Source organism: Paenibacillus tyrphae, from assembly GCF_027925525.1.
In the GTDB taxonomy this organism is placed as follows: Bacteria; Bacillota; Bacilli; order Paenibacillales; family NBRC-103111; genus Paenibacillus_G; species Paenibacillus_G tyrfis_B.
In genome coordinates, this window is the sequence record NZ_BSDJ01000022.1 from 22,301 (window position 1) to 42,601 (window position 20,301).

At 55.8% G+C, this 20,301-nt stretch carries 23 protein-coding genes and 1 riboswitch; all 23 genes read left to right on the forward strand.

The genetic code is table 11. The features are described from left to right. Positions 1-84 precede the first annotated feature (84 nt). The 23 genes from QMG93_RS23300 (at position 85) to QMG93_RS23410 (ending at position 20,138) form a co-directional block, all read left to right on the forward strand. Positions 85-804: an N-acetylmuramoyl-L-alanine amidase family protein gene (locus QMG93_RS23300; RefSeq protein WP_281940756.1), complete on the forward strand. Its 720-nt coding sequence runs from the start codon at positions 85-87 to the stop codon at positions 802-804. A 156-nt stretch (positions 805-960) separates the two neighbouring features. Further along, entirely contained in the window at positions 961-2,061 is a 1,101-nt protein-coding gene (ychF, locus tag QMG93_RS23305) for a redox-regulated ATPase YchF (RefSeq protein ID WP_281940758.1), read from the forward strand. A gap of 174 nt (positions 2,062-2,235) precedes the next feature. After that, a complete protein-coding gene (gene prfA / locus QMG93_RS23310; RefSeq protein ID WP_010500457.1) occupies positions 2,236-3,315 on the forward strand; it encodes a peptide chain release factor 1 in 1,080 nt (359 codons plus the stop codon). Then, entirely contained in the window at positions 3,308-4,231 is a 924-nt protein-coding gene (prmC, locus tag QMG93_RS23315) for a peptide chain release factor N(5)-glutamine methyltransferase (protein ID WP_281940759.1), read from the forward strand. Before prfA ends, prmC begins: the two co-directional genes overlap by 8 nt. Positions 4,232-4,369: 138 nt before the next feature. Further along, positions 4,370-5,200 carry a stage II sporulation protein R gene (gene spoIIR, locus QMG93_RS23320; protein WP_281940760.1) on the forward strand — a complete coding sequence of 277 codons (831 nt, stop codon included), beginning with the start codon at positions 4,370-4,372 and terminating at the stop codon, positions 5,198-5,200. A 48-nt stretch (positions 5,201-5,248) separates the two neighbouring features. Next, positions 5,249-6,310: an L-threonylcarbamoyladenylate synthase gene (locus QMG93_RS23325; RefSeq protein ID WP_281940762.1), complete on the forward strand. Its 1,062-nt coding sequence runs from the start codon at positions 5,249-5,251 to the stop codon at positions 6,308-6,310. Positions 6,311-6,459: 149 nt separating this feature from the next. After that, positions 6,460-7,023: a manganese efflux pump MntP family protein gene (locus QMG93_RS23330; RefSeq protein ID WP_281940764.1), complete on the forward strand. Its 564-nt coding sequence runs from the start codon at positions 6,460-6,462 to the stop codon at positions 7,021-7,023. A gap of 100 nt (positions 7,024-7,123) precedes the next feature. Then, positions 7,124-7,708, forward strand: coding sequence for a low molecular weight protein arginine phosphatase (locus tag QMG93_RS23335; RefSeq protein ID WP_281940765.1), 585 nt, complete (start codon positions 7,124-7,126; stop codon positions 7,706-7,708). 81 nt (positions 7,709-7,789) lie between these two features. Then, a riboswitch (ZMP/ZTP riboswitch) is annotated at positions 7,790-7,870 on the forward strand. 99 nt (positions 7,871-7,969) lie between these two features. After that, complete coding sequence (rpiB, locus tag QMG93_RS23340; protein WP_281940767.1) at positions 7,970-8,428, forward strand: ribose 5-phosphate isomerase B; 459 nt, start codon at positions 7,970-7,972, stop codon at positions 8,426-8,428. A gap of 34 nt (positions 8,429-8,462) precedes the next feature. Then, complete coding sequence (locus tag QMG93_RS23345; RefSeq protein WP_281940769.1) at positions 8,463-9,092, forward strand: TIGR01440 family protein; 630 nt, start codon at positions 8,463-8,465, stop codon at positions 9,090-9,092. Between the two features lie 38 nt (positions 9,093-9,130). Further along, positions 9,131-10,378 (forward strand): serine hydroxymethyltransferase, encoded by a 1,248-nt coding sequence (glyA, locus tag QMG93_RS23350; protein ID WP_281940771.1) that lies wholly within the window; start codon positions 9,131-9,133, stop codon positions 10,376-10,378. Between the two features lie 236 nt (positions 10,379-10,614). Beyond that, positions 10,615-11,244, forward strand: coding sequence for a uracil phosphoribosyltransferase (gene upp / locus QMG93_RS23355; RefSeq protein WP_063183398.1), 630 nt, complete (start codon positions 10,615-10,617; stop codon positions 11,242-11,244). Positions 11,245-11,272: 28 nt separating this feature from the next. After that, on the forward strand, positions 11,273-12,415 hold the full coding sequence (gene wecB, locus QMG93_RS23360) for a non-hydrolyzing UDP-N-acetylglucosamine 2-epimerase (RefSeq protein ID WP_088833288.1): 1,143 nt from the start codon (positions 11,273-11,275) through the stop codon (positions 12,413-12,415). Positions 12,416-12,589: 174 nt separating this feature from the next. Next, entirely contained in the window at positions 12,590-12,826 is a 237-nt protein-coding gene (locus QMG93_RS23365; protein ID WP_281940777.1) for an AtpZ/AtpI family protein, read from the forward strand. Then, on the forward strand, positions 12,827-13,192 hold the full coding sequence (locus tag QMG93_RS23370; protein ID WP_036682796.1) for an ATP synthase subunit I: 366 nt from the start codon (positions 12,827-12,829) through the stop codon (positions 13,190-13,192). A gap of 26 nt (positions 13,193-13,218) precedes the next feature. After that, the gene (gene atpB / locus QMG93_RS23375; protein ID WP_036682797.1) at positions 13,219-13,989 is read left to right on the forward strand and encodes a F0F1 ATP synthase subunit A; all 771 of its coding nucleotides are present in this window, start codon (positions 13,219-13,221) and stop codon (positions 13,987-13,989) included. Positions 13,990-14,074: 85 nt separating this feature from the next. Further along, a complete protein-coding gene (atpE, locus tag QMG93_RS23380; RefSeq protein ID WP_010500439.1) occupies positions 14,075-14,290 on the forward strand; it encodes a F0F1 ATP synthase subunit C in 216 nt (71 codons plus the stop codon). A gap of 91 nt (positions 14,291-14,381) precedes the next feature. After that, positions 14,382-14,867, forward strand: a complete 486-nt coding sequence (gene atpF / locus QMG93_RS23385) for a F0F1 ATP synthase subunit B (protein WP_025850352.1) — start codon at positions 14,382-14,384, stop codon at positions 14,865-14,867. Further along, entirely contained in the window at positions 14,864-15,415 is a 552-nt protein-coding gene (locus QMG93_RS23390; RefSeq protein ID WP_010500437.1) for a F0F1 ATP synthase subunit delta, read from the forward strand. The genes atpF and QMG93_RS23390 overlap by 4 nt, the downstream gene beginning before the upstream one ends. Before the next feature lie 16 nt (positions 15,416-15,431). Beyond that, on the forward strand, positions 15,432-16,946 hold the full coding sequence (gene atpA, locus QMG93_RS23395) for a F0F1 ATP synthase subunit alpha (protein WP_010500435.1): 1,515 nt from the start codon (positions 15,432-15,434) through the stop codon (positions 16,944-16,946). Between the two features lie 153 nt (positions 16,947-17,099). Next, positions 17,100-17,957: an ATP synthase F1 subunit gamma gene (atpG, locus tag QMG93_RS23400; RefSeq protein WP_108535313.1), complete on the forward strand. Its 858-nt coding sequence runs from the start codon at positions 17,100-17,102 to the stop codon at positions 17,955-17,957. 179 nt (positions 17,958-18,136) lie between these two features. Next, positions 18,137-19,543 carry a F0F1 ATP synthase subunit beta gene (gene atpD, locus QMG93_RS23405; protein WP_108535312.1) on the forward strand — a complete coding sequence of 469 codons (1,407 nt, stop codon included), beginning with the start codon at positions 18,137-18,139 and terminating at the stop codon, positions 19,541-19,543. Positions 19,544-19,730: 187 nt separating this feature from the next. Next, complete coding sequence (locus tag QMG93_RS23410) at positions 19,731-20,138, forward strand: F0F1 ATP synthase subunit epsilon (protein WP_281940784.1); 408 nt, start codon at positions 19,731-19,733, stop codon at positions 20,136-20,138. Positions 20,139-20,301: the final 163 nt, after the last annotated feature.

Genomic DNA, 20,301 nt, shown 5'->3' on the forward strand with positions numbered 1-20,301 from the left:
CGCAGCCTTCATCGGCAAACGCGCCGGACTGGTCGGCAACTTGAAGCATATCATAAAGATAAAAGCTTCGAGGTGGTGAACAGCATGGCGTTTACGATGAAATACGAGATCGTTCCCCGGTATTTGACGGGGCCGAGCCAACGCCGCCCGGTTCTTGCTCTGGACCCGTGCCGCTTCATGGTGGCGCACGATACGGGCAATCCCGGCGCGACGGCTGCATCCAACGTAGCGTATTACGAACGGACCCGAAACGACATGTCGGCTTCGGCGCATTTATTTGTGGACGACCGGGAGATTATCGAGTGCATCCCGTTTTTGACGGGGGCTCCGGAGAAGGCGTATCACGTTGTGTATAACGTAACGACGGACAACGACCGTTACGGTGCGGATGCCAACGATGCGGCCGGTGCGGTCGAGCTTTGTTACGGCGGAAGCATCAATCTGGCGGAAGCGTATAAACGATATGTTTGGGTATTGGCGTATGCCTGCTACCGATATGGCTTGAACCCGGAGACGGATATTGCCGGCCACTACATGCTTGATCCCGCACGGCGCACGGACCCCAAGGAGCCGCTGAGACTGCTTGGCAAAACGTTTGACGATTTTCTGCAGGACGTAGCGGACGAGTACGCTTCCAGCGTTACGCCGGACCCGCCGGATGCGCTTCTCAGCGTGGAGGATGCGAATAAGCTGATCCATTTTTTGTCTGCGTCGTATTTGGCGATTGACGATACGGAAGGCCAGGCGGAATTTCATCGGCTGGCGAACGAGCTCAGAAAGGCTTCCGGTCAGCCGGAAGAGTAGGCTGCAAACGAGAGCGGAGCGAATAGAGCCGGCCTTGCGTAATGCGAAGCCGGTATTTTTTGCTGTGCGGGCATGTGGTGACACAAAGGCCGGTTTTGTAGTATAATTTTAAGTTAGGAATTTGCTTAGAAATACACTGAAGGAGTTGTCCTTTTCATGGCATTGAAAGCAGGGATCGTCGGACTGCCGAACGTTGGCAAATCTACGTTGTTTAACGCGATTACGCAAGCCGGAGCGGAGTCGGCGAACTACCCGTTTTGTACTATAGATCCGAACGTCGGTGTCGTCGAGGTGCCGGACGAGCGTCTTGACCGGTTGGCCGAGATCGTGAATCCGAACCGCATCGTGCCGACGGCATTCGAATTCGTCGATATCGCGGGCCTGGTTAAAGGCGCAAGCAAAGGCGAAGGACTAGGCAATAAATTTTTGGCGCACATCCGCGAGGTGGATGCGATCGTGCACGTCGTGCGCTGCTTCCAGGACGAGAACATTACCCACGTTTCGGGCACGGTCGATCCGATCAGCGATATCGAGACGATTAACCTGGAACTGATTTTGGCGGACGTGGATTCCGTCGATAAGCGCATTGATCGCTCCCGCAAAAACATGAAGGGCGGCGACAAAAAGTACGCGCAAGAGGTCGAAACGCTCGAACGGATCAAAGAAGCGCTCTACAACGATAAACCGGCGCGCAGCGTGGAACTCAGCGACGAAGAGAAGCTGCTGATCCGCGATCTGCATCTGTTGACGATGAAGCCGGTGCTGTACGCGGCCAATGTGAGCGAATCGGAAGTGGCCGACGCCGAAGGCAATCCGTACGTGCAGAAGGTACGCGAATACGCGGCGCTGGAAGGCGCGGAAGTCGTGCCGATCAGCGCGAAGGTCGAATCGGAGATCGCAGAGCTGGAAGGCGAAGACAAGGCGATGTTCCTTGAGGAGCTGGGGCTGCAGGAGTCCGGTTTGAACCGTCTGATTAAAGCGGCTTACAAGCTGCTTGGTTTGTATACGTATTTTACGGCTGGCGTGCAAGAAGTGCGTGCGTGGACGATCCGCATGGGTACGAAAGCCCCGCAAGCGGCGGCGGTAATTCATACGGACTTCGAGCGCGGGTTTATCCGGGCGGAAGTCGTCGGGTACGAAGATTTGATCGGGTCCGGCTCGATGAATGCGGCGAAGGAAAAAGGACAGCTGCGTCTGGAAGGCAAGGAATATGTCGTTCAGGACGGCGACGTCATGCACTTCCGTTTCAACGTATAGCGAGGCTGGGCTGAGGGACTTAGGGGACCGTCTCTTGCTTCGGCCGCGCGATTCGCGGTGAAACGGAGAGCGGGGCAGCAGCCGGGAGAGAAGGTTGTGGGCTCCACGGGAGCTGTAAAGGAACCGGAACGGGCAAACTTACGACAAACGGAACAAAAGAAAGGGTGAATGACGATGCTGGACCGGCTTCAAGCATTGGCCGACCGTTATGAAAAGTTGAGTGAGCTGCTGTGTGACCCGGATGTTGCGGGGGACGCGAAGAAGCTGCGGGAATATTCCAAGGAGCAGTCCGACCTGCAGGAGACGTACGACGCCTATATGGAGTATAAAAGCGTCTCCGAGCAATACGAAGCGGCGCGGGCGATGCAGAACGAAAAGCTTGACGACGAAATGAAGGAGCTCGTAAAAATGGAGCTCGACGAGCTGTCGGAGCGCAAGACGGAGCTTGAGGAACGCATTAAGGTTCTCATGATGCCGAAGGACCCTAACGACGACAAGAACGTCATTGTGGAAATCCGCGGCGCGGCCGGCGGGGACGAGGCGGCTTTATTTGCGGCCGACCTGTACCGGATGTACTCCAAGTTTGCCGATGCGCAGGGCTGGCGTACGGAAGTGATGGACATCAACATGAACGATCTCGGCGGCTTCAAAGAGATCATCTTCCTGGTGAACGGCAAGGGTGCTTACAGCAAGTTGAAGTTCGAGAGCGGGGCGCACCGCGTGCAGCGCATTCCGACGACGGAGTCGGGCGGGCGCATCCATACGTCGACGTCAACGGTAGCGGTTATGCCGGAGATGGAAGACTTTGATATCGAGATCAATGATTCGGACATTCGCGTCGACACGTTCTGTTCGAGCGGCGCGGGCGGACAGTCCGTCAATACGACGAAATCGGCCGTTCGGGTGACGCACATCCCTACCGGGATCGTGGCGACCTGTCAGGATGGCAAATCGCAAAACTCGAACAAAGAGAAGGCGCTGCAGGTACTGCGCGCACGGATTTACGACAAGATGCAGCAGGAAGAAATGGAAAAGTACGGTGCCGAACGGAAGAGCAAGGTCGGCACGGGCGACCGCTCGGAGCGGATTCGTACGTACAACTTCCCGCAAAGCCGGGTGACCGATCACCGCATAGGCTTGACGCTGCACCGGCTTGACGCCGTGCTGAACGGCGATATGGAAGAGATCATTTCAGCACTGACGATCGCCTCGCAAACCGAGCAGATGGAAAAAGGAGAATACGCCGGTGCGTGACGAGCGGCGGATAACGATACGTGAAGCCTATGCCGAGGCTTCTTCTTTTTTGCGGCAGCACGGGGTGCGGGAGCCGGAGGCCAACGCCGGCCGGCTGCTGGAGCACCTGCTGGGCGAGAGCCGCAGCGGGCTTCTGCTGCGCTGGCCGGAGCCGTTCCCGCGGGAGCGGGAGGCGGACTGGCAGCGGCTGCTGGAGCGCAAGGCGAGCGGCGAGCCGGTGCAGTATATCATCGGGGAGCAGGAGTTCTACGGGCTCCCCTTCACGGTGACGCCGGCGGTGCTCATCCCGCGGCCGGAGACGGAGCTGCTAGTCGAGCAGGTGGTCCTGCTCGGGCGGCAGCTCTTCGGCGGGGCCTCGCACAGGCCGGGCGCCGCGGGTGTGGCTTCGCCGACGATCGCAGACGTCGGCACGGGCAGCGGCGCGATCGCGGTGAGCCTCGCGGTGCAGTGCCCTTCGTGGCGCGTGACGGCGTCGGACATCGCGCCGGACGCGCTGGCGGTGGCGCGAGCGAATGCCGAGCGCAACGGGGTGGCCGAGCGGGTCGCCTTCGTGGAAGGGGACCTGCTCGGCCCATGGATCGAGCGCGGCGAGCGGCTCGATCTGGTGGTGTCCAATCCGCCGTACATTCCGGAGGCGGATGAGGCGGGGCTGCAGCCGGAGGTGCGGCTGTTCGAGCCGCAGACGGCATTGTACGGCGGAGCGGACGGGCTGGAGCCGTACCGCCGCCTGACGGCGCAGCTGGGCGAGCTGCCGGCGCTGCCCGCGCTAGTCGGCTTCGAGGTCGGCCAAGGACAGGCGGACGAGGTGCGCTGTTTGCTGGAGCGGGCGGCCGACTGGGACGAGGTACGGATCGTACCGGATTTGGCCGGGATTGACCGGCATGTGATCGCTTATCGAAGCAAGAATCACGCCTGAAGACTGGCTAGGCCGGGCCCTCAAATCAAGATTTAAGCGGAACATACGGAACTTAATTTTCCGGTCGAGTATAAACTCTCTCAAACCCGAGCATAATGACAACTAGAGATGCTAGAGTTCGAGAGGGGCTGTTCGGAGATGGTCAAACGATTTGCGTGGAAACGATATGCGTACTTGGTTTTTGCTCTATTGGTGATGCTGGCCTGCTGGGAAACGAACCGTTCCAATGCGATGCTGGTCACCGCGGCGGAGCGAGAAACGGAAGCGGGAAGCTCGATTCCGAAGGAAGCGATCCGTCTGCGCATTCTGGCCAACTCCGACGCTCCGGCCGATCAATGGGTAAAGCGCGAAGTGCGCGATGCCGTCATGGAGCAGATGAAAAGCTGGGCGACCGAGCCTCAAGGCATCGAAGCGGCCCGCCAAACCTTGCGCGACCATCTGCCCGAGCTCGATAAGCTCGTCGGCGAGACGCTGCGCAAGAACGGTTTTGACTATACGTATCGCGTGGAACTGGGAGTGGTCCCGTTCCCGGTTAAAATATACAACAACGAAGTGTATCCCGCAGGAGATTACGAAGCGCTGCGCATCGCCATCGGCGCCGCCGAAGGGCAGAACTGGTGGTGCGTGCTGTTCCCCCCTTTATGCTTTGCCGACACAGGCGTCGTGAAAAAGAACAACACCGTGTATGCCGCCGCTGCGGAAGAGCCTGCGGAAAATGGCGGATCGGCGCAAAGCGAACATGCCCCGGCTTCGAAACAGGGTGCTGCCGAAACCGGAAAGAAAAGCATGCCAGAGAGTAAAAAGGGAAGCGCCGAAGGCGACGCCAAGATCCGGAACGGAAAAGCAGCGGATAGCGGCAAAGCATCCGTTCCATCGAAAGCTCAACCGGAAGCTCCGGATGCTCCACAGCCGGAAGTACGCTTCCTCTTATGGGATCTCATGAACAAAGTCGGCTCGTGGTTTGCCTGATGCGGCGGCCCGTCCGGGCCGGTCTGTCAGGAAAGGAAGATAACGAACATGACGACGGAAACTAAGGTGTGGAAAGTGAGCGCGGAAGCCCCTTCCCGGGAAGCATTGCTCGAAGCGGCCGCGCTCCTGCGGAACGGACGGACGGTGGCATTTCCGACCGAGACGGTATACGGCCTCGGGGCGGATGCGCGGAATACGGAGGCCGTTGCGGACATTTTCGCAGCCAAGGGCAGGCCGTCGGATAACCCGCTGATTGTTCATATCGCGGACAGGTCTCAGCTGGAGGAGCTCGTCGCTCCGCCGGAGGAGGCCGTTTTGCGTTTACTGGCCGCCTTCTGGCCAGGGCCGCTGACCGTCGTACTGCCGGTGAAGCCGGACGCACTATCCCCGCTCGTTACGGCGGGACTTTCCACGGTCGGGCTGCGCATGCCGGGCCATCCTGTCGCGCTCGCGCTGATCGCGGCCTCCGGCTGTCCGGTCGCCGCTCCTAGTGCGAACCGTTCCGGCCGCCCGAGCCCGACAACCGCCTCGCACGTGCTGGGCGACCTTGCGGGCCGCATAGCGGGGATCGTCGACGGGGGAGAGGCCGGGGTCGGCCTGGAGTCGACCGTGGTGGAATTTGCGGGCGATGCGCTTTATATTTTGCGGCCCGGCGGGGTTACGGCGGGTCAGCTTCGCGAAGCGCTTCCGGGCATTCCCGTGATCGAGCCGCAGGCGGAGCATCGCGAGCCCGACGCTCCGCGCGCACCGGGCATGAAATATGCGCACTACGCTCCGCGGGGGACGATGGTGCTTGTGCAGGGCGCATCGGACGAGCTGGTGCATGCCCGCATGCAGCGCGAGCTGGACGAAGCCCGGGCGCGGGGCGAGCGCACCGGGGTATTGACCTACGTAGAGCATGCGGACCGCTTCCGCGCGGACCATATCGTGCTGTGCGGCCGCTTGGACGCCCTGGAGACGGTCGCCCATGGGCTGTACGCAGCACTGCGCGAGTTCGACGAAGCCGGAGTCGGATTCATCGCGGCCGAAGCTTGCCCCGAAGAAGACCTCGGGGCCGCGATCATGAACCGGCTGCGTAAAGCTGCCGGAGGGCGCATTTTAACGGTGTAGCTATTTTTTTAGCTTCGTGTCTCTTCAGCCCCGTATAACCTGCCGTGGGATTCACTCAATCTCTTTTGCTGCGTGGCATATTATGGAATTCATGTTTGCTCTCTTGTCCGCATATGTTGGTTAAGAATAGGACAGGGGGTAGGGGAAGCATGGATCTGGCATCGCCGCTGCTGTGGGGACAATTCATTTCCATCGGGCTAATGGCGCTGGCCCTCGGTTTGGATGCGTTATCACTGGGGCTCGGGATCGGCATGCGGGGCATCCGCAAGCTCGATATTGCCAAAATCAGCATCGTAACCGCCCTGTTCCACATTTTGATGCCGCTCGCGGGAATGTGGATGGGTGGCTATATCAGCGCGCTGATCGGTAAAGTCGCCACGATCTGCGGAGGCGTCCTTCTGCTGCTGCTCGGAGCGCACATGGTTTACAGTTCTTTGCGTGCAGAAGAATCCCCGACGTACGATCACCGGTCCTTTTGGGGGCTCATGCTCTTTTCGCTCAGCGTCAGTATTGATTCGTTCTCGGTCGGTGTTTCGCTTGGGATGTTCGCCGGGGATGTTCTCATGACCGTTCTCATGTTCGGCACGGCAGGCGGGCTCATGTCGGTTGCCGGGCTGACGCTCGGCCGAAGGGTCGGCGAATGGGTGGGAGAGTATGGCGAAGCGTTGGGCGGCGTCATCCTGCTTGCGTTCGGCATTCGATTTTTGCTGTGACCGATCCGCGTCCGCCTTTGGGCGATTTAGAGGTAAATCGGACGGTTTTGAGGTAATATATAGGGAGAACCAATTTAGATATGAAAGAGGGGAGAATGCGATGAACCGGATCTTGTTCGTTTGTACCGGCAATACTTGCCGCAGTCCGATGGCGGAAGGATTGATGCGAAAAATACTGGCGGACGAGGGGCTGGCGGGGATTGAGGTAAGGTCCGCCGGGGTAGCCGCCCATGACGGGATTCCGATCTCCGAGCACGCAGCGACCGTGTTAAAATCAAACGGCGGCACAGGGCCTCAGCGTTCCGCTGCTCTTTCGCAATCGACGGTCGAGTGGGCGGATTTGATCCTGACGATGACTTCCGCGCATAAAAGATATACGATTCAACGGTTTCCGGACGCCGTGGACAAGATTCATACTTTGAAGGAATACGTGGAAGCCGATTCGGCAGCCGCGGCGAAAATCGCCGAAGTCGAAAGGCTGATGACCGATATCCAGCTGAAACAAGCCTTGGCGAAGCCGGTGACGGACGAAGAGCGGTCCCGGATTGTAACGCTGCAGCGGGAGCTGCCCACTCCGGACATCGCCGATCCGTTCGGCGGCTCGCTGCAGCAGTACGAGAGCTGTGCAGTCGAAATTCACGCCTGTCTGATCAAGCTCGCAGCCAAGCTGAAAGAAGCCCGTTAAATCCTCTTGCGTTACCACGTAAGCGGTAAGATAGGCTTTACACCGGGCGCAGAATCGGATATGATGGACGTATACATGAAGGAATCCCGGTGTAACTGGCGACGAGTGGGGGCAACCACAGTGGAGCATCGGGATATACGGCCGGTCGCCTGGGCAAAGAGCATCGCAAGCGGACACGCATGCGCCATGCTCTTTTTTCGTTTTTGTCGCGGTTTTAGGTTATAATGAAATCGACATTAGCGAGGAGGCGAATTCACGAAAATGAAAATTGCAATGGGTGCGGATCATGCGGGGTACCGGCTGAAGGACGAGCTGAAGCCTCTGATCGAATCATTGGGACACGAGGTTCAAGATTTTGGCTGCAGATGCGCCGATTCCGTCGATTATCCGGATTATGCGCTGGCTGTGTGCGAGAAAGTGGCAGCCGGTGAAGCGGACAAAGGCATTCTCATCTGCGGGACGGGCATCGGCATGACCATCGCGGCCAACAAAGTGCCGGGTATCCGCTGCGCGCTCGTGCACGATTTATTTTCCGCCAAAGCGACGCGGGAGCATAACGATTCGAACGTGCTCGCGCTGGGCGAGCGGGTTATCGGCCCGGGGGTTGCGCAGGAAATCGTTAAGATCTGGCTCGAAACCGAGTTTTCGGAAGGTGAACGCCACCGAAATCGGGTAAACAAGGTCAAGGCGCTCGAAGACAAGTACGCCGTACATCCTTAAATTTGCCGCAAGGCAGGAAAAGAGGGTGAGATCGATGACCGAACAGCCTAATGTGCAAAACGGGCAGGCCGCGGGTTCGCCTGTGGTGGCCGTCCGTACGCAAGTCGAAACGATCGTCCGAGAGTTGGTCCAGGCCGGGAAAATCGAACCGGGTCAGCTCATCGTGATCGGGACGAGCACGAGCGAAGTGCTCGGCCGCCATATCGGCACCGGGGGCAGCGAAGCGGTCGCCAGGGAGATCTATGAAGCGGTGGAAGCCGTAAGGACAGAAGCCGGTTTCTTCCCGGTGTATCAATGTTGCGAGCATTTGAACCGGGCGCTTGTAGTGGAGCGGGAAGCGATGCGGCGGTACGGCTTGGAGCAGGTAAGCGTTATCCCGGTACCGAAAGCCGGCGGCTCCATGGCCGCCTATGCCTACCGGAAGCTGGCCGACGCCGTCGTCGTAGAGACCGTGACAGCACACGCCGGCATCGATATCGGAGGCACGTTGATCGGGATGCACTTGAAGCGCGTCGCCGTTCCGGTCCGGCCATCGATCCGGCAGATCGGCGAGGCGCCCGTGCTGATGGCGGTTACCCGTCCGAAGCTGATCGGCGGAGCCCGCGCCGTCTATACGGCAGAGCCGCCTCGCGGGGAAGAAAGCTGCGATGAACAGTCACAATAACCATAAATCAATTTAACTATGAGGAGGACTTATTCATTATGGAACATTTGCGTAAACAGGACCCGAAAATCGTTGAGGCGATGAACTTGGAGCTCGGCCGTCAACGCGACAAAATCGAGCTGATCGCTTCCGAAAACTTTGTCAGCCAAGCTGTGCTTGAAGCAATGGGTACGGTGCTGACCAACAAATACGCCGAAGGCTATCCGCACAAGCGCTACTACGGCGGCTGCGAATACGTCGACATCGTGGAGGACATCGCCCGCGACCGCGCGAAAGAATTGTTCGGCGCCGAGCATGCGAACGTACAGCCTCACTCGGGCGCGCAGGCGAACATGGCCGTTTATCTTGCAGCAGTGAAGCCGGGCGATACGATTCTCGGCATGAACTTGTCCCATGGCGGTCACTTGACGCACGGCAGCCCGGTGAACGCATCCGGCATTCTGTACAATTTCGTCGAGTACGGCGTTTCCGAGAAGGATGCCCGCATCGATTACGACGAAGTCCGCAAAGCGGCGTTCAAGCATAGACCTCGCCTGATCGTAGCCGGCGCAAGCGCGTACTCGCGTACGATCGACTTTGAAGCGCTTGGCAAAATCGCCGAAGACGTCGGCGCGCTCTTCATGGTGGACATGGCGCATATCGCGGGTCTGGTTGCAGCCGGTCTGCATCCGAACCCGGTGCCGCATGCGCACTTCGTCACGACGACGACGCACAAAACGCTTCGCGGTCCGCGCGGCGGTTTGATTTTGTGCCGCAAGCCTTGGGCGGCTGCAATCGATAAAGCGGTCTTCCCGGGTACGCAAGGCGGTCCGCTGATGCACATCATCGCAGCGAAAGCCGTAGCGTTTGGCGAAGCGCTCCAGCCGGAGTTCAAGACATACGCGCAAAACGTTATCAACAACGCCAAAGCATTGGCCGAAGCTTTGTCGGCCGAAGGCATCAACATCGTGTCCGGCGGTACGGACAACCACCTGATGCTCATCGACCTGCGCAGTTTGAACATTACGGGGAAAGAAGCCGAGCATCTGCTTGACGAAGTCGGCGTTACCGTCAACAAAAATGCGATCCCGTACGATCCGACCAGCCCGTTCGTGACGAGCGGCATCCGTCTGGGCACACCGGCGGCAACGTCCCGCGGCATGAACGAAGAAGCGATGAAAACGATCGCGAAGATCGTCTCCCTGACCCTGAAAAATCCGTCCGACGCGTCGGTCCACGACAAGGTGCGCGGGATGGTTAAAGATTTGACCGCACAATTCCCGCTTTATTCGGGGCTTCAATACTAATTCGCTTTTTGCAAAAGAATCGGACCTTTCCTCGCGAAGGGACCGGTTCTTTTGTGTTGTGCGTAGACCCCGGCTAACAGCAGGCCTGCTGCCCTTACCGCGTGCCGATTTTATTTGTTCCACGTGGATCATTTTTGTCGAAGCTGCATATTTTTCAAGCGATTTGGGATTACTTCTTATAGTTGTGGTATAATAGACAAGGTTTGGCTTCATAGCGTTAGTAGGGGGAGCAAGGCATGGGAAAAGTATTTGTTTGCGATCATCCGCTGATCCAACATAAGTTAACGTACATACGGGACGAAAATACGACAACGAAAGATTTTCGCGAGCTTGTCGACGAGGTGGCCACGCTGATGGCCTACGAAATCACAAGAGATATTCCGCTGGAGAAGGTGGAGGTGCGCACGCCCGTCACCACGGCGGAAGGCCGGGTCATTTCCGGGCGGATGCTCGGGCTTATTCCGATTCTGAGAGCGGGGCTCGGCATGGTGGACGGCGTTCTGAAGCTCGTCCCGGCGGCTAAAGTGGGTCACATCGGATTGTACCGGGACCCGGAAACGATGGAGCCGGTCGAATATTACGCCAAACTGCCGACGGACGTCACGGAGCGCGAGCTGATCGTGATCGATCCGATGCTGGCCACGGGAGGCTCGGCGAATGCGGCAATCGAAGCGCTCAAGAAGCGCAACTGCACCCAGATCAAGCTGATGTGTCTGATCGCCGCTCCCGAAGGCGTCCAAGCCGTACAGCAGGCGCATCCGGACGTCGATATTTACGTAGCGGCCATCGACGATTATTTGGACGACCACGGCTATATCGTGCCGGGGCTCGGAGACGCGGGCGACCGGTTGTTCGGAACGAAATAAAGTCTTCGGGAAGGGGAAACCGCAAAGCATGAAAAAAACTAAAGTCATTACGATTTTCGGGACAAGACCGGAAGCGATCAAGATGGCTCCGCTGGTGAAAGAGCTGGAGAAGCACCCGGAGCAGATCGAGTCGCTCGTATGCGTTACGGCGCAGCATCGCCAGATGCTCGATCAAGTGCTCGATATTTTCAAAATCAAGCCGGACTACGATCTGGACGTCATGAAGGACCGCCAGACGCTGAACGAAATCACCATTCGCGTGCTTCAGGGACTCGATCCTGTGTTCAAGGAAGAGAAGCCGGACATCATTCTCGTTCACGGCGATACGCTGACGACGTTCCTCGCCAGCTATGCGGCTTTCCTGCAGCAGATTCAAGTGGGGCACGTAGAAGCAGGTCTGCGTACGTGGAACAAGCTTTCCCCGTATCCGGAAGAGATGAACCGCCAGCTTACGGGCGTACTGGCCGACATGCATTTTGCGCCGACGAATTGGTCGGCCGGCAACCTGCGCAAGGAAAATAAGCCCGAGAACGCGATCTATGTCACTGGCAACAGCGTGACGGATGTGTTTCAATATACGGTACAGGAGCAGTTCACCCATCCGGTGCTGGATTGGGCGAAGGGCAAGCGCCTCGTGCTGATGACCGCTCACCGCCGGGAGTCGCAGGGCGAGCCGCATCGGCAAATTTTCCGAGCCGTGCGCAGGCTGGTTGACGAGTTTGAAGATATTGTCATCGTGTATCCGGTGCATCCGAGTCCGGCCGTTAAGGAACCGGCTCACGAGATGCTCGGCGGGCATGACCGGATCAAGCTGGTCGAGCCGTTCGACGTGCTGGAATTCCACAACTTTTACCGGCATGCGCATCTGATTCTGACCGATTCGGGCGGGATGCAGGAGGAAGCTCCTTCGTTCGGCGTGCCGGTGCTCGTGCTGCGCGAAACGACCGAGCGGCCGGAAGGCATTGACGCCGGGACGCTCGAACTGGTGGGGACAGACGAGCAGCATGTGTATGAGCGGGCAAAAGCGTTGCTCAGCGATGAGGCGCTGTACGAAAAAATGAGCCGCTCGGCCAATCCATACGGTGACGGAAAGGCCTCCGAAAGGATCGTTCAGGCCATCCTTTACCACTTCGGGCATACGCCGGACAGGCCGGAACCGTTCCAACCGTGACAATATATTGACAAACGCTACAGCGTACAGTTGCACTGTTTGGTTTGAGGGCCAAAAAAACCTTGATATATCAACGTTTTTGTGAGTTTTGTCATAGAAATCTTGCCAAGTTGCACAATTGACAAAATTGACTTTGCTTCGATAAAATATACTAGGATTGTAGGGTGGCATTCCATGAATGAAAAGGATCCGTACAATCAGCCTTGGCGCGCGGCCGCACTGGTCAGCGCTTTGGGTATCGACATTGTCGTATGCACAACGGTTGGGTATTTCATAGGGAGCTTGGCCGACAAACGTTGGGGTGGCGGTACAAAGACTTGGTTGATCGTCGGGGTATTGATTGGTTTTGCAATCGGTATCTTTACGGTCATACTGGTACTAAAACGGTTTCTGGAGGACAAACGGGAATAAATGAAGAACCAGTTAAAGTCTGTTGTTCGTGTTACGCTGTATTTTTTGTCTGCTCTGCTGCTGGTATGGGCCTTCTTGCCGGCTTACCGGACATACGTGTGCGGATTGATGCTCGGCCTGACGGTCAGCCTGATCAACGCCTGGCTCTTGGCCATGAAAATTGAATCGGTTTCCCGGAACGCAAACGAATACATGGGTAAGCGAGTCAATTTGGGAACGGTCTCCAGGATGTGCATGGCGCTAATCGCGGTGATGATCGCCGTGAAGCTGCCGCAATTCAACCTTGTTTTTACCATTATTGGATTATTTTTTGTCCAATTGGTAACACTCCTGATGGGTATATTTTTTAGAAGTAATCAATCGTAGTGCATGGAAAGGAGGGAAATGTTAAAATGCATAAATTTCCGGTATGGCAGCTCGGTGGTTTGAACATCGATATCTCCACGTTTTTGGCGATAATCATCACTTGCATCATCGTGTTCACTCTGGCCAGGTTGTCCGTAAGAAACCTGTCCGTCACCAATCCTTCCAAAATGCAAAATTTTCTGGAATGGGTTGTCGAGTTCGTACATGGCATCGTTGCCAGCACCATGCCTTTAAACAGAGTGAAGCCTTATGTTTCGCTAGGTATGACCTTGATTATGTTTATTTTCGTAGCCAACCTGTTGGGCCTTCCCTTCGGTATCGTGACAACGCATGACCAACCGCTATCGCTGTTCGGCTATACGATCGTTTCCGAAGAGATGATCAAAACCGCTCACGGCGGTCACGGAGTCGAGGTTGCTTGGTGGAAATCGCCGACGGCCGACGTTTCCGTAACCTTTGGCTTGGCTGTCATCGTATTCGTACTGACGCATTATTTGGGACTTAAGCAGAATACGAAACATTATTTGAAGCATTATTTCGAACCGTTTTGGTTCTTCTTCCCTCTGAACGTGATGAAGGAGCTTTCCAAGCCTCTAACACTCGGTCTGCGTTTGTACGCGAACATTTTTGCGGGTGAGGTGCTGATCGCCACAATTCTGATGGCGGGTATTTTTGGAACTCCGCTGCTTGCAGCATGGCAAGGCTTCAGTCTTTTCGTCGGCGGCATTCAGGCGTTCTTGTTCACCATTCTTACCATGGTTTATATCTCGCAAGCTACCGTGCATGAGGAGCATTAATTTAGATACTCGCCTTCGTGCTGGTCTGCGAATTTAAGGAAATCAAACAAAAAAAATTAGTTATCAGTTGAGGAGGATTTTAACAATGGGATTTTTGGCAGCAGCTTTGGCAATCGGTTTGGGCGCACTTGGCGCAGGTATCGGTAACGGTTTGATCGTCAGCAAAACAGTCGAAGGTATCGCTCGTCAGCCTGAGCTCCGCGGTACACTGCAAACGACTATGTTTATCGGTGTTGGTATCGTCGAGGTTGTTCCGATCATCGGTGTCGTACTCGGATTCCTGATCTTCTTCGGTGCTTAATTGAATGAAATCGGTTTGGCGCGGAAGGCAAGAGCCATCCACGCCTTCGTTTTGCCTGAAATGACTGAAAGGAGTGGCATAGATGGGTGGTATGGGTTGGCACTGGGAATCCTTTGTATTCGCAATAGTAGCCTTTCTGATCCTGTATTGGCTCTTAAATAAATACGCTTTCGGACCTTTGATGGGAATCATGGAAGCGCGCAAGCGCATGCTTGCGGAGCAAATCGAGTCTACTGACAAAAATCGCCGTGAAGCGGAGCAACTCCTGGCCGAACAAAAGCAAGCGATGCAGGATGTTCGCAAGGAAGCTCACGAGATCATCGAGCAAGCACGCAAAGTAAGCGCCAAGCAAGGCGAAGAAATCGTGGAGCAAGCGAAATCGGAGGCAGCTCGTTTGAAAAACGAAGCGCTTCAGGATATCGAGAGCGAGAAGAACAAAGCGATTGCAGCCGTTCGCGGTCAAGTCAGCGCTTTGTCCGTCATGATCGCTTCCAAAATTATCGAGAAGCAAGTTGACGAGAAGTCCCAGGAAGAGTTGGTTGAACACTACTTGAAAGAAGTAGGGGGCAACCGATGAGCCAGGATCTGATCGCAGCCAAAAGGTACGCCAAGGCATTATTCGATGTTGCTAGGGAGTCCGACCGGGTTGCTCAAGTCGAGCAAGAGCTCGGAAAGGTCATTGCGGTCTTAAACGAGAATCCGGACCTGTTCAAGCTCATCAAGCATCCGGGCATCGAGGCTGATGTAAAGATCGGGTTGATCAAGCAAATCTTCGATGCGGACGTATCCGAAGTCGTTATTAACACGCTGAAGCTGCTCATCCAGCGCCGCCGGGAAGAGACTTTGGAAGCTTTCGCGAAAGCTTACAGCAAAATCGCCAGCGATGCGCTCGGTCAAGCAAGCGCCACCGTATATACACCAGTGGAACTTAGCGAAGCGGAGCTCGGCACCATTGCCGAAACGTTCGGCAAATTAACCGGCAAACAAATCCGTGTGGAATCGGTTCTCGATAAAGGATTGCTCGGCGGCATTCAAGTCCGCATCGGCGACCGTCTGTACGACGGAAGCTTGGCGGGCAAGCTCGAGCGTCTGCACAAAACGTTGAATCAATCTCAAGCACTGTAGATAGGGGTGAGGGAATTTGAGTATCAGACCGGAAGAAATCAGCACGCTGATTAAGCAGCAGATTGAACAATATAAATCCGAGATTCAAGTGGTTGACGTAGGTACGGTTATTCAGGTCGGTGACGGTATCGCCCGTGCGCACGGCTTGGAGAACGTCATGGCAGGCGAACTGCTCGAGTTTCCCAACGGCGTGTTGGGATATGCGTTTAACCTTGAAGAAAGCAACGTAGGTATCGTTATTCTGGGGCCTTACACCGACATCCGCGAAGGCGACCAAGTGAAGCGTACCGGCCGCATCATGGAAGTTCCCGTAGGCGAGGAAATGCTGGGCCGCGTCGTGAATCCGCTCGGTCAACCGGTTGACGGCAAAGGTCCGATCAACACAACGAATTTCCGTGCAATCGAATCCCCGGCTCCGGGCGTTATGGCCCGTAAATCGGTTCATGAACCGATGCAAACCGGGATCAAAGCGATCGACGCGATGATTCCTGTCGGCCGCGGTCAGCGGGAGCTTATCATCGGCGACCGTCAAACGGGTAAAACCGCAATCGCGATCGATACGATCATCAACCAAAAAGGCAACGGCGTAAAATGTATTTACGTTGCGATCGGACAAAAGCAATCCACCGTTGTCGGCGTCGTAGAGCAGTTGCGTAAAGCAGGCGCGCTCGAATACACGATCGTGGTTACCGCTTCGGCTTCCGAGCCGTCCCCGATGCTGTGGCTTGCTCCTTATGCAGGCTGCGCGATGGGCGAGTACTTCATGTACAAAGGCGAGCACGTCCTGATCGTTTACGACGACTTGTCCAAACAAGCGGCGGCATACCGCGAGCTGTCCTTGCTGCTTCGCCGTCCTCCGGGTCGGGAAGCTTATCCGGGCGACGTCTTCTATCTGCACTCCCGTTTGCTGGAGCGCGCTGCAAAGTTGAACGACGAATTGGGCGGAGGCTCGATCACCGCGCTGCCGTTTATCGAAACGCAAGCAGGCGACGTATCCGCATATATTCCGACCAACGTAATCTCGATTACGGACGGACAGATCTTCCTGGAGTCCGACCTGTTCTACTCCGGCCAACGTCCGGCGGTTAACGTCGGTATCTCGGTATCCCGGGTAGGCGGCTCCGCACAAACGAAAGCGATGAAAAAAGTTGCCGGTACGCTCCGCGTCGACTTGGCTCAATACCGCGAGTTGGCCGCATTCGCACAGTTCGGTTCCGACCTGGATAAAGCGACGCAAAGCCGTTTGAACCGCGGTGAGCGCACGCTTGAAATTTTGAAACAAGGCGTTAACCAGCCGATGGGTCTTGACCGTCAAGTGGCTTCCCTCTTTACGGTTGTCAGAGGCCACCTGGACGATATTCCGGTGAAAGACGTGCTTCGTTTCGAGTCCGAATTCCTGACTTATTTGGACACCAGCCGTCCGGAAATTCTCCAAAGCATCCGCGACACGAAAGACTTGACTGCGGATAACGAGAAAGCATTGACGGATGCGATCGCACAGTTCAAAAGAAGCTTCTCGGTTTCCGAGTAATATATAATTAACCCGGGTATCTGCTGAAGAAACCCGGTGCTCTACGATAAGCCTGAAACAAGCGTTTCGATGAAGGTTCTCCCTTGCGGAAGCATTGGCCGTTCAGGGCCTGCGGAAGCAAGCGGAGAAGCCTCGAAAGAGAGGTGAGCAGGTATGGCAAAAGGGATGCGCGAGATTAAGCGCGCGATCAGATCCAAGCAAAACATGAAACAAATAACCAAGGCCATGGAAATGGTTGCGGCTTCCAAGCTTAGAAGAGCCCAAATGGCGGCGGAATCCGCCCGTCCTTACGCGGATAAGCTGAAGGAAGTGGTCGGCAGCATCGCTGCGGGAACGAAGGGTGTGAAGCACCCGATGCTCGAAACCCGTGAGGTGAAAAAGACCGGTTATTTGGTCATCACGTCCGACCGCGGTCTGGCCGGCGGTTATAACGCTAACGTGTTGCGGAAGGTGATGTCGGAAATCCGGGAAAAGCACAGCTCTCCTGCCGAATATTCGATCTTCGTGATCGGACGCAAAGGCAGAGACTTCTTCAAGAAGCGGAACGTTCCGATTTTGGAGGAAGTTACCGGACTTTCCGATTCGCCGACGTTCTCGGATATTAAGTCGATTGCGGCTGCAGCGGTAGCTAATTTTGAAAACGGGTCGTATGACCAATTGTTCCTGGTCTACAACCAGTTTAAAAATGCGATGACTCAAATCCCGACCGTCAAACGCCTTCTTCCGATGGAAGACGTATCCGTCGAAACAACAGCAGCCTACGAGTACGAGCCGTCTGCCGAAGGCGTATTGGAAGTGCTCCTTCCCAAGTATGCCGAGACGCTCATATACAGTGCGGTACTGGACGGAAAGGCCAGCGAGTTCGGTGCCAGAATGACGGCGATGAGCAGCGCAACGAAGAACGCGACGAAGATGATCAACGAACTGACGTTGTCTTACAACCGTGCGCGTCAGGCTTCGATCACGCAGGAAATTTCCGAGATCGTCGCCGGTGCGAACGCTAACGCCTAGATCGAATCATGGTACGTAATGGCTTTGCCTCCGGCAAGGCTCGGATATATGCTTACGATGCAGTTTTGCCTACGGCAAAACTTAAGCGAATGCTTACGAAGACAGTTTTGCCATAGGCAAAACTTGGTAGTGCTTACGAAGATAGCTTTGCCTCCGGCAAAGCTCTTAGGAGGGAAAACATGAGCAAAGGGCGCGTTGTGAATATCACAGGGCCGGTCGTTGACATTGAGTTTGAACGTGGACACCTCCCTGAGATTTTGAATGCCATTAAGATTGAAAAGAAAGCCGAAAAACAAGGCGAGCACGACATCAGCCTGACGGTTGAAGCTGCGGTACACCTTGGGGACAACCTGGTTCGTTGTGTCGCTATGTCTTCCACGGACGGTTTGGTACGTGGTATTGACGCCGTCGATACTGGAGCTCCGATTTCCGTACCGGTAGGTCCGGCTACGCTGGGCCGCGTATTTAACGTGCTTGGCGATCCGATCGACGGAACGACAGAAGTCGACCGTACCAACGTCAGCCCGATTCATAAAGCCGCTCCTGCGTTCGACAACTTGTCGACGAAGGCGGAAATCCTTGAAACGGGAATTAAAGTTATCGACTTGATGGCTCCTTATGCGAAGGGCGGTAAGATCGGTCTCTTCGGCGGTGCAGGCGTAGGTAAAACCGTTACGATGCAGGAGCTTATCCACAACATCGCTCAAGAGCACGGCGGTATCTCCGTATTCGCGGGCGTAGGCGAAAGAACGCGTGAAGGTAACGACCTTTATCACGAGATGAAGGACTCCGGCGTTATCTCGAAAACCGCGATGGTTTTCGGACAGATGAACGAACCGCCGGGTGCGCGTCTTCGCGTGGCATTGTCCGGTTTGACGATGGCGGAATATTTCCGTGACGAAGAAGGCCGCGACGTGCTTCTGTTTATCGACAACATCTTCCGCTTTACCCAAGCGGGTTCCGAGGTTTCCGCATTGCTCGGCCGTATGCCTTCCGCGGTAGGTTACCAGCCGACGCTGGCTACCGAGATGGGTCAGCTGCAAGAGCGGATCACTTCGACGAAAAAAGGTTCCGTTACTTCCATCCAAGCGATCTACGTTCCGGCGGACGACTACACCGACCCGGCTCCGGCAACGGCATTTGCTCACTTGGACGCAACGACGAACCTCGAGCGCAGCATCGCTGCCGCCGGTATTTTCCCTGCGGTAGACCCGCTCGCTTCGTCTTCCCGGATTTTGACGCCGGAAATTCTCGGCGAAGAGCATTACAATGTCGCTCAAGGCGTGAAGCGGATTCTTCAGCGCTATAAAGAGCTGCTCGATATTATCGCGATCTTGGGTATGGACGAGTTGTCCGACGAGGATAAATTGGTCGTACACCGCGCTCGTCGTCTCCGTTTGTTCTTGTCCCAGCCGCTTCACGTGGCCGAGGCGTTCAACGGGATCCCTGGCTTGTACGTGCCGGTTAAAGAAACCGTCCGCAGCTTCAAAGAAATCCTCGAAGGCAAGCACGACAACCTTCCGGAGCCTGCGTTCCACAACGTGGGTACGATTGAAGACGCGATCGAAAAGGCAAAAACGCTGTAACGATATAGAACGCGGCCGAAGCGCCGATTCTGCAAAAGAATCGGGCTTCGGCGGCAAGACTAATGCTTACGATGTGGCTTTCTTACGAAAGCCCAGCTTATGCTTACGAAGTAGTTTGCCCCTAGGCAAACTCAGCTAATGCTTACGATGCGGCTTTCTAACGAAAGCCCTTAGGAGGGGAATCCAAGTGAGCACATTCCTGTTGGAAATCGTCACCCCCGAGCGTAAAGTGTTCGCCGAACAGGCGAACATGATTGTCGTAAAGGGCGTTGAAGGGGAGCTTGGAATTCTGCCGAATCACATTCCGCTGGTCACTCCATTACGAATCGCTCCGATTACTGTGAAACTGAAAGGGTCGAAAGACACGGTTATTGCAGTGAACGGCGGTTTTATGGAAGTGCGCAAGGATAAGGTGGTTATACTGGCGGAAAGCGCCGAGCTGCCGGAACAGATCGATGTCGAGCGTGCACAGAAAGCGAAAGAACGGGCGCAAAGTCGGTTGTCTCAAGCTAAAAAAGACCATATCGACTTCAAGCGGGCGGAACTCTCTTTGCAGCGTGCATTGAATCGAATTGACGTCTCTGGGAAAAAATAAGAAATGAACTGAAAAGACGGGGGAACACGGTTCCTCCGTCTTTTTTCTAGTTATTCCGTTATATTGAACGGATCGTATGGGATTAGGCTTCCCGACTTATGAAGGCATTGTGAAAGTGGATGAAAATGTTAGACACCCCAAAAGGCATTTGTTATAATTGGGA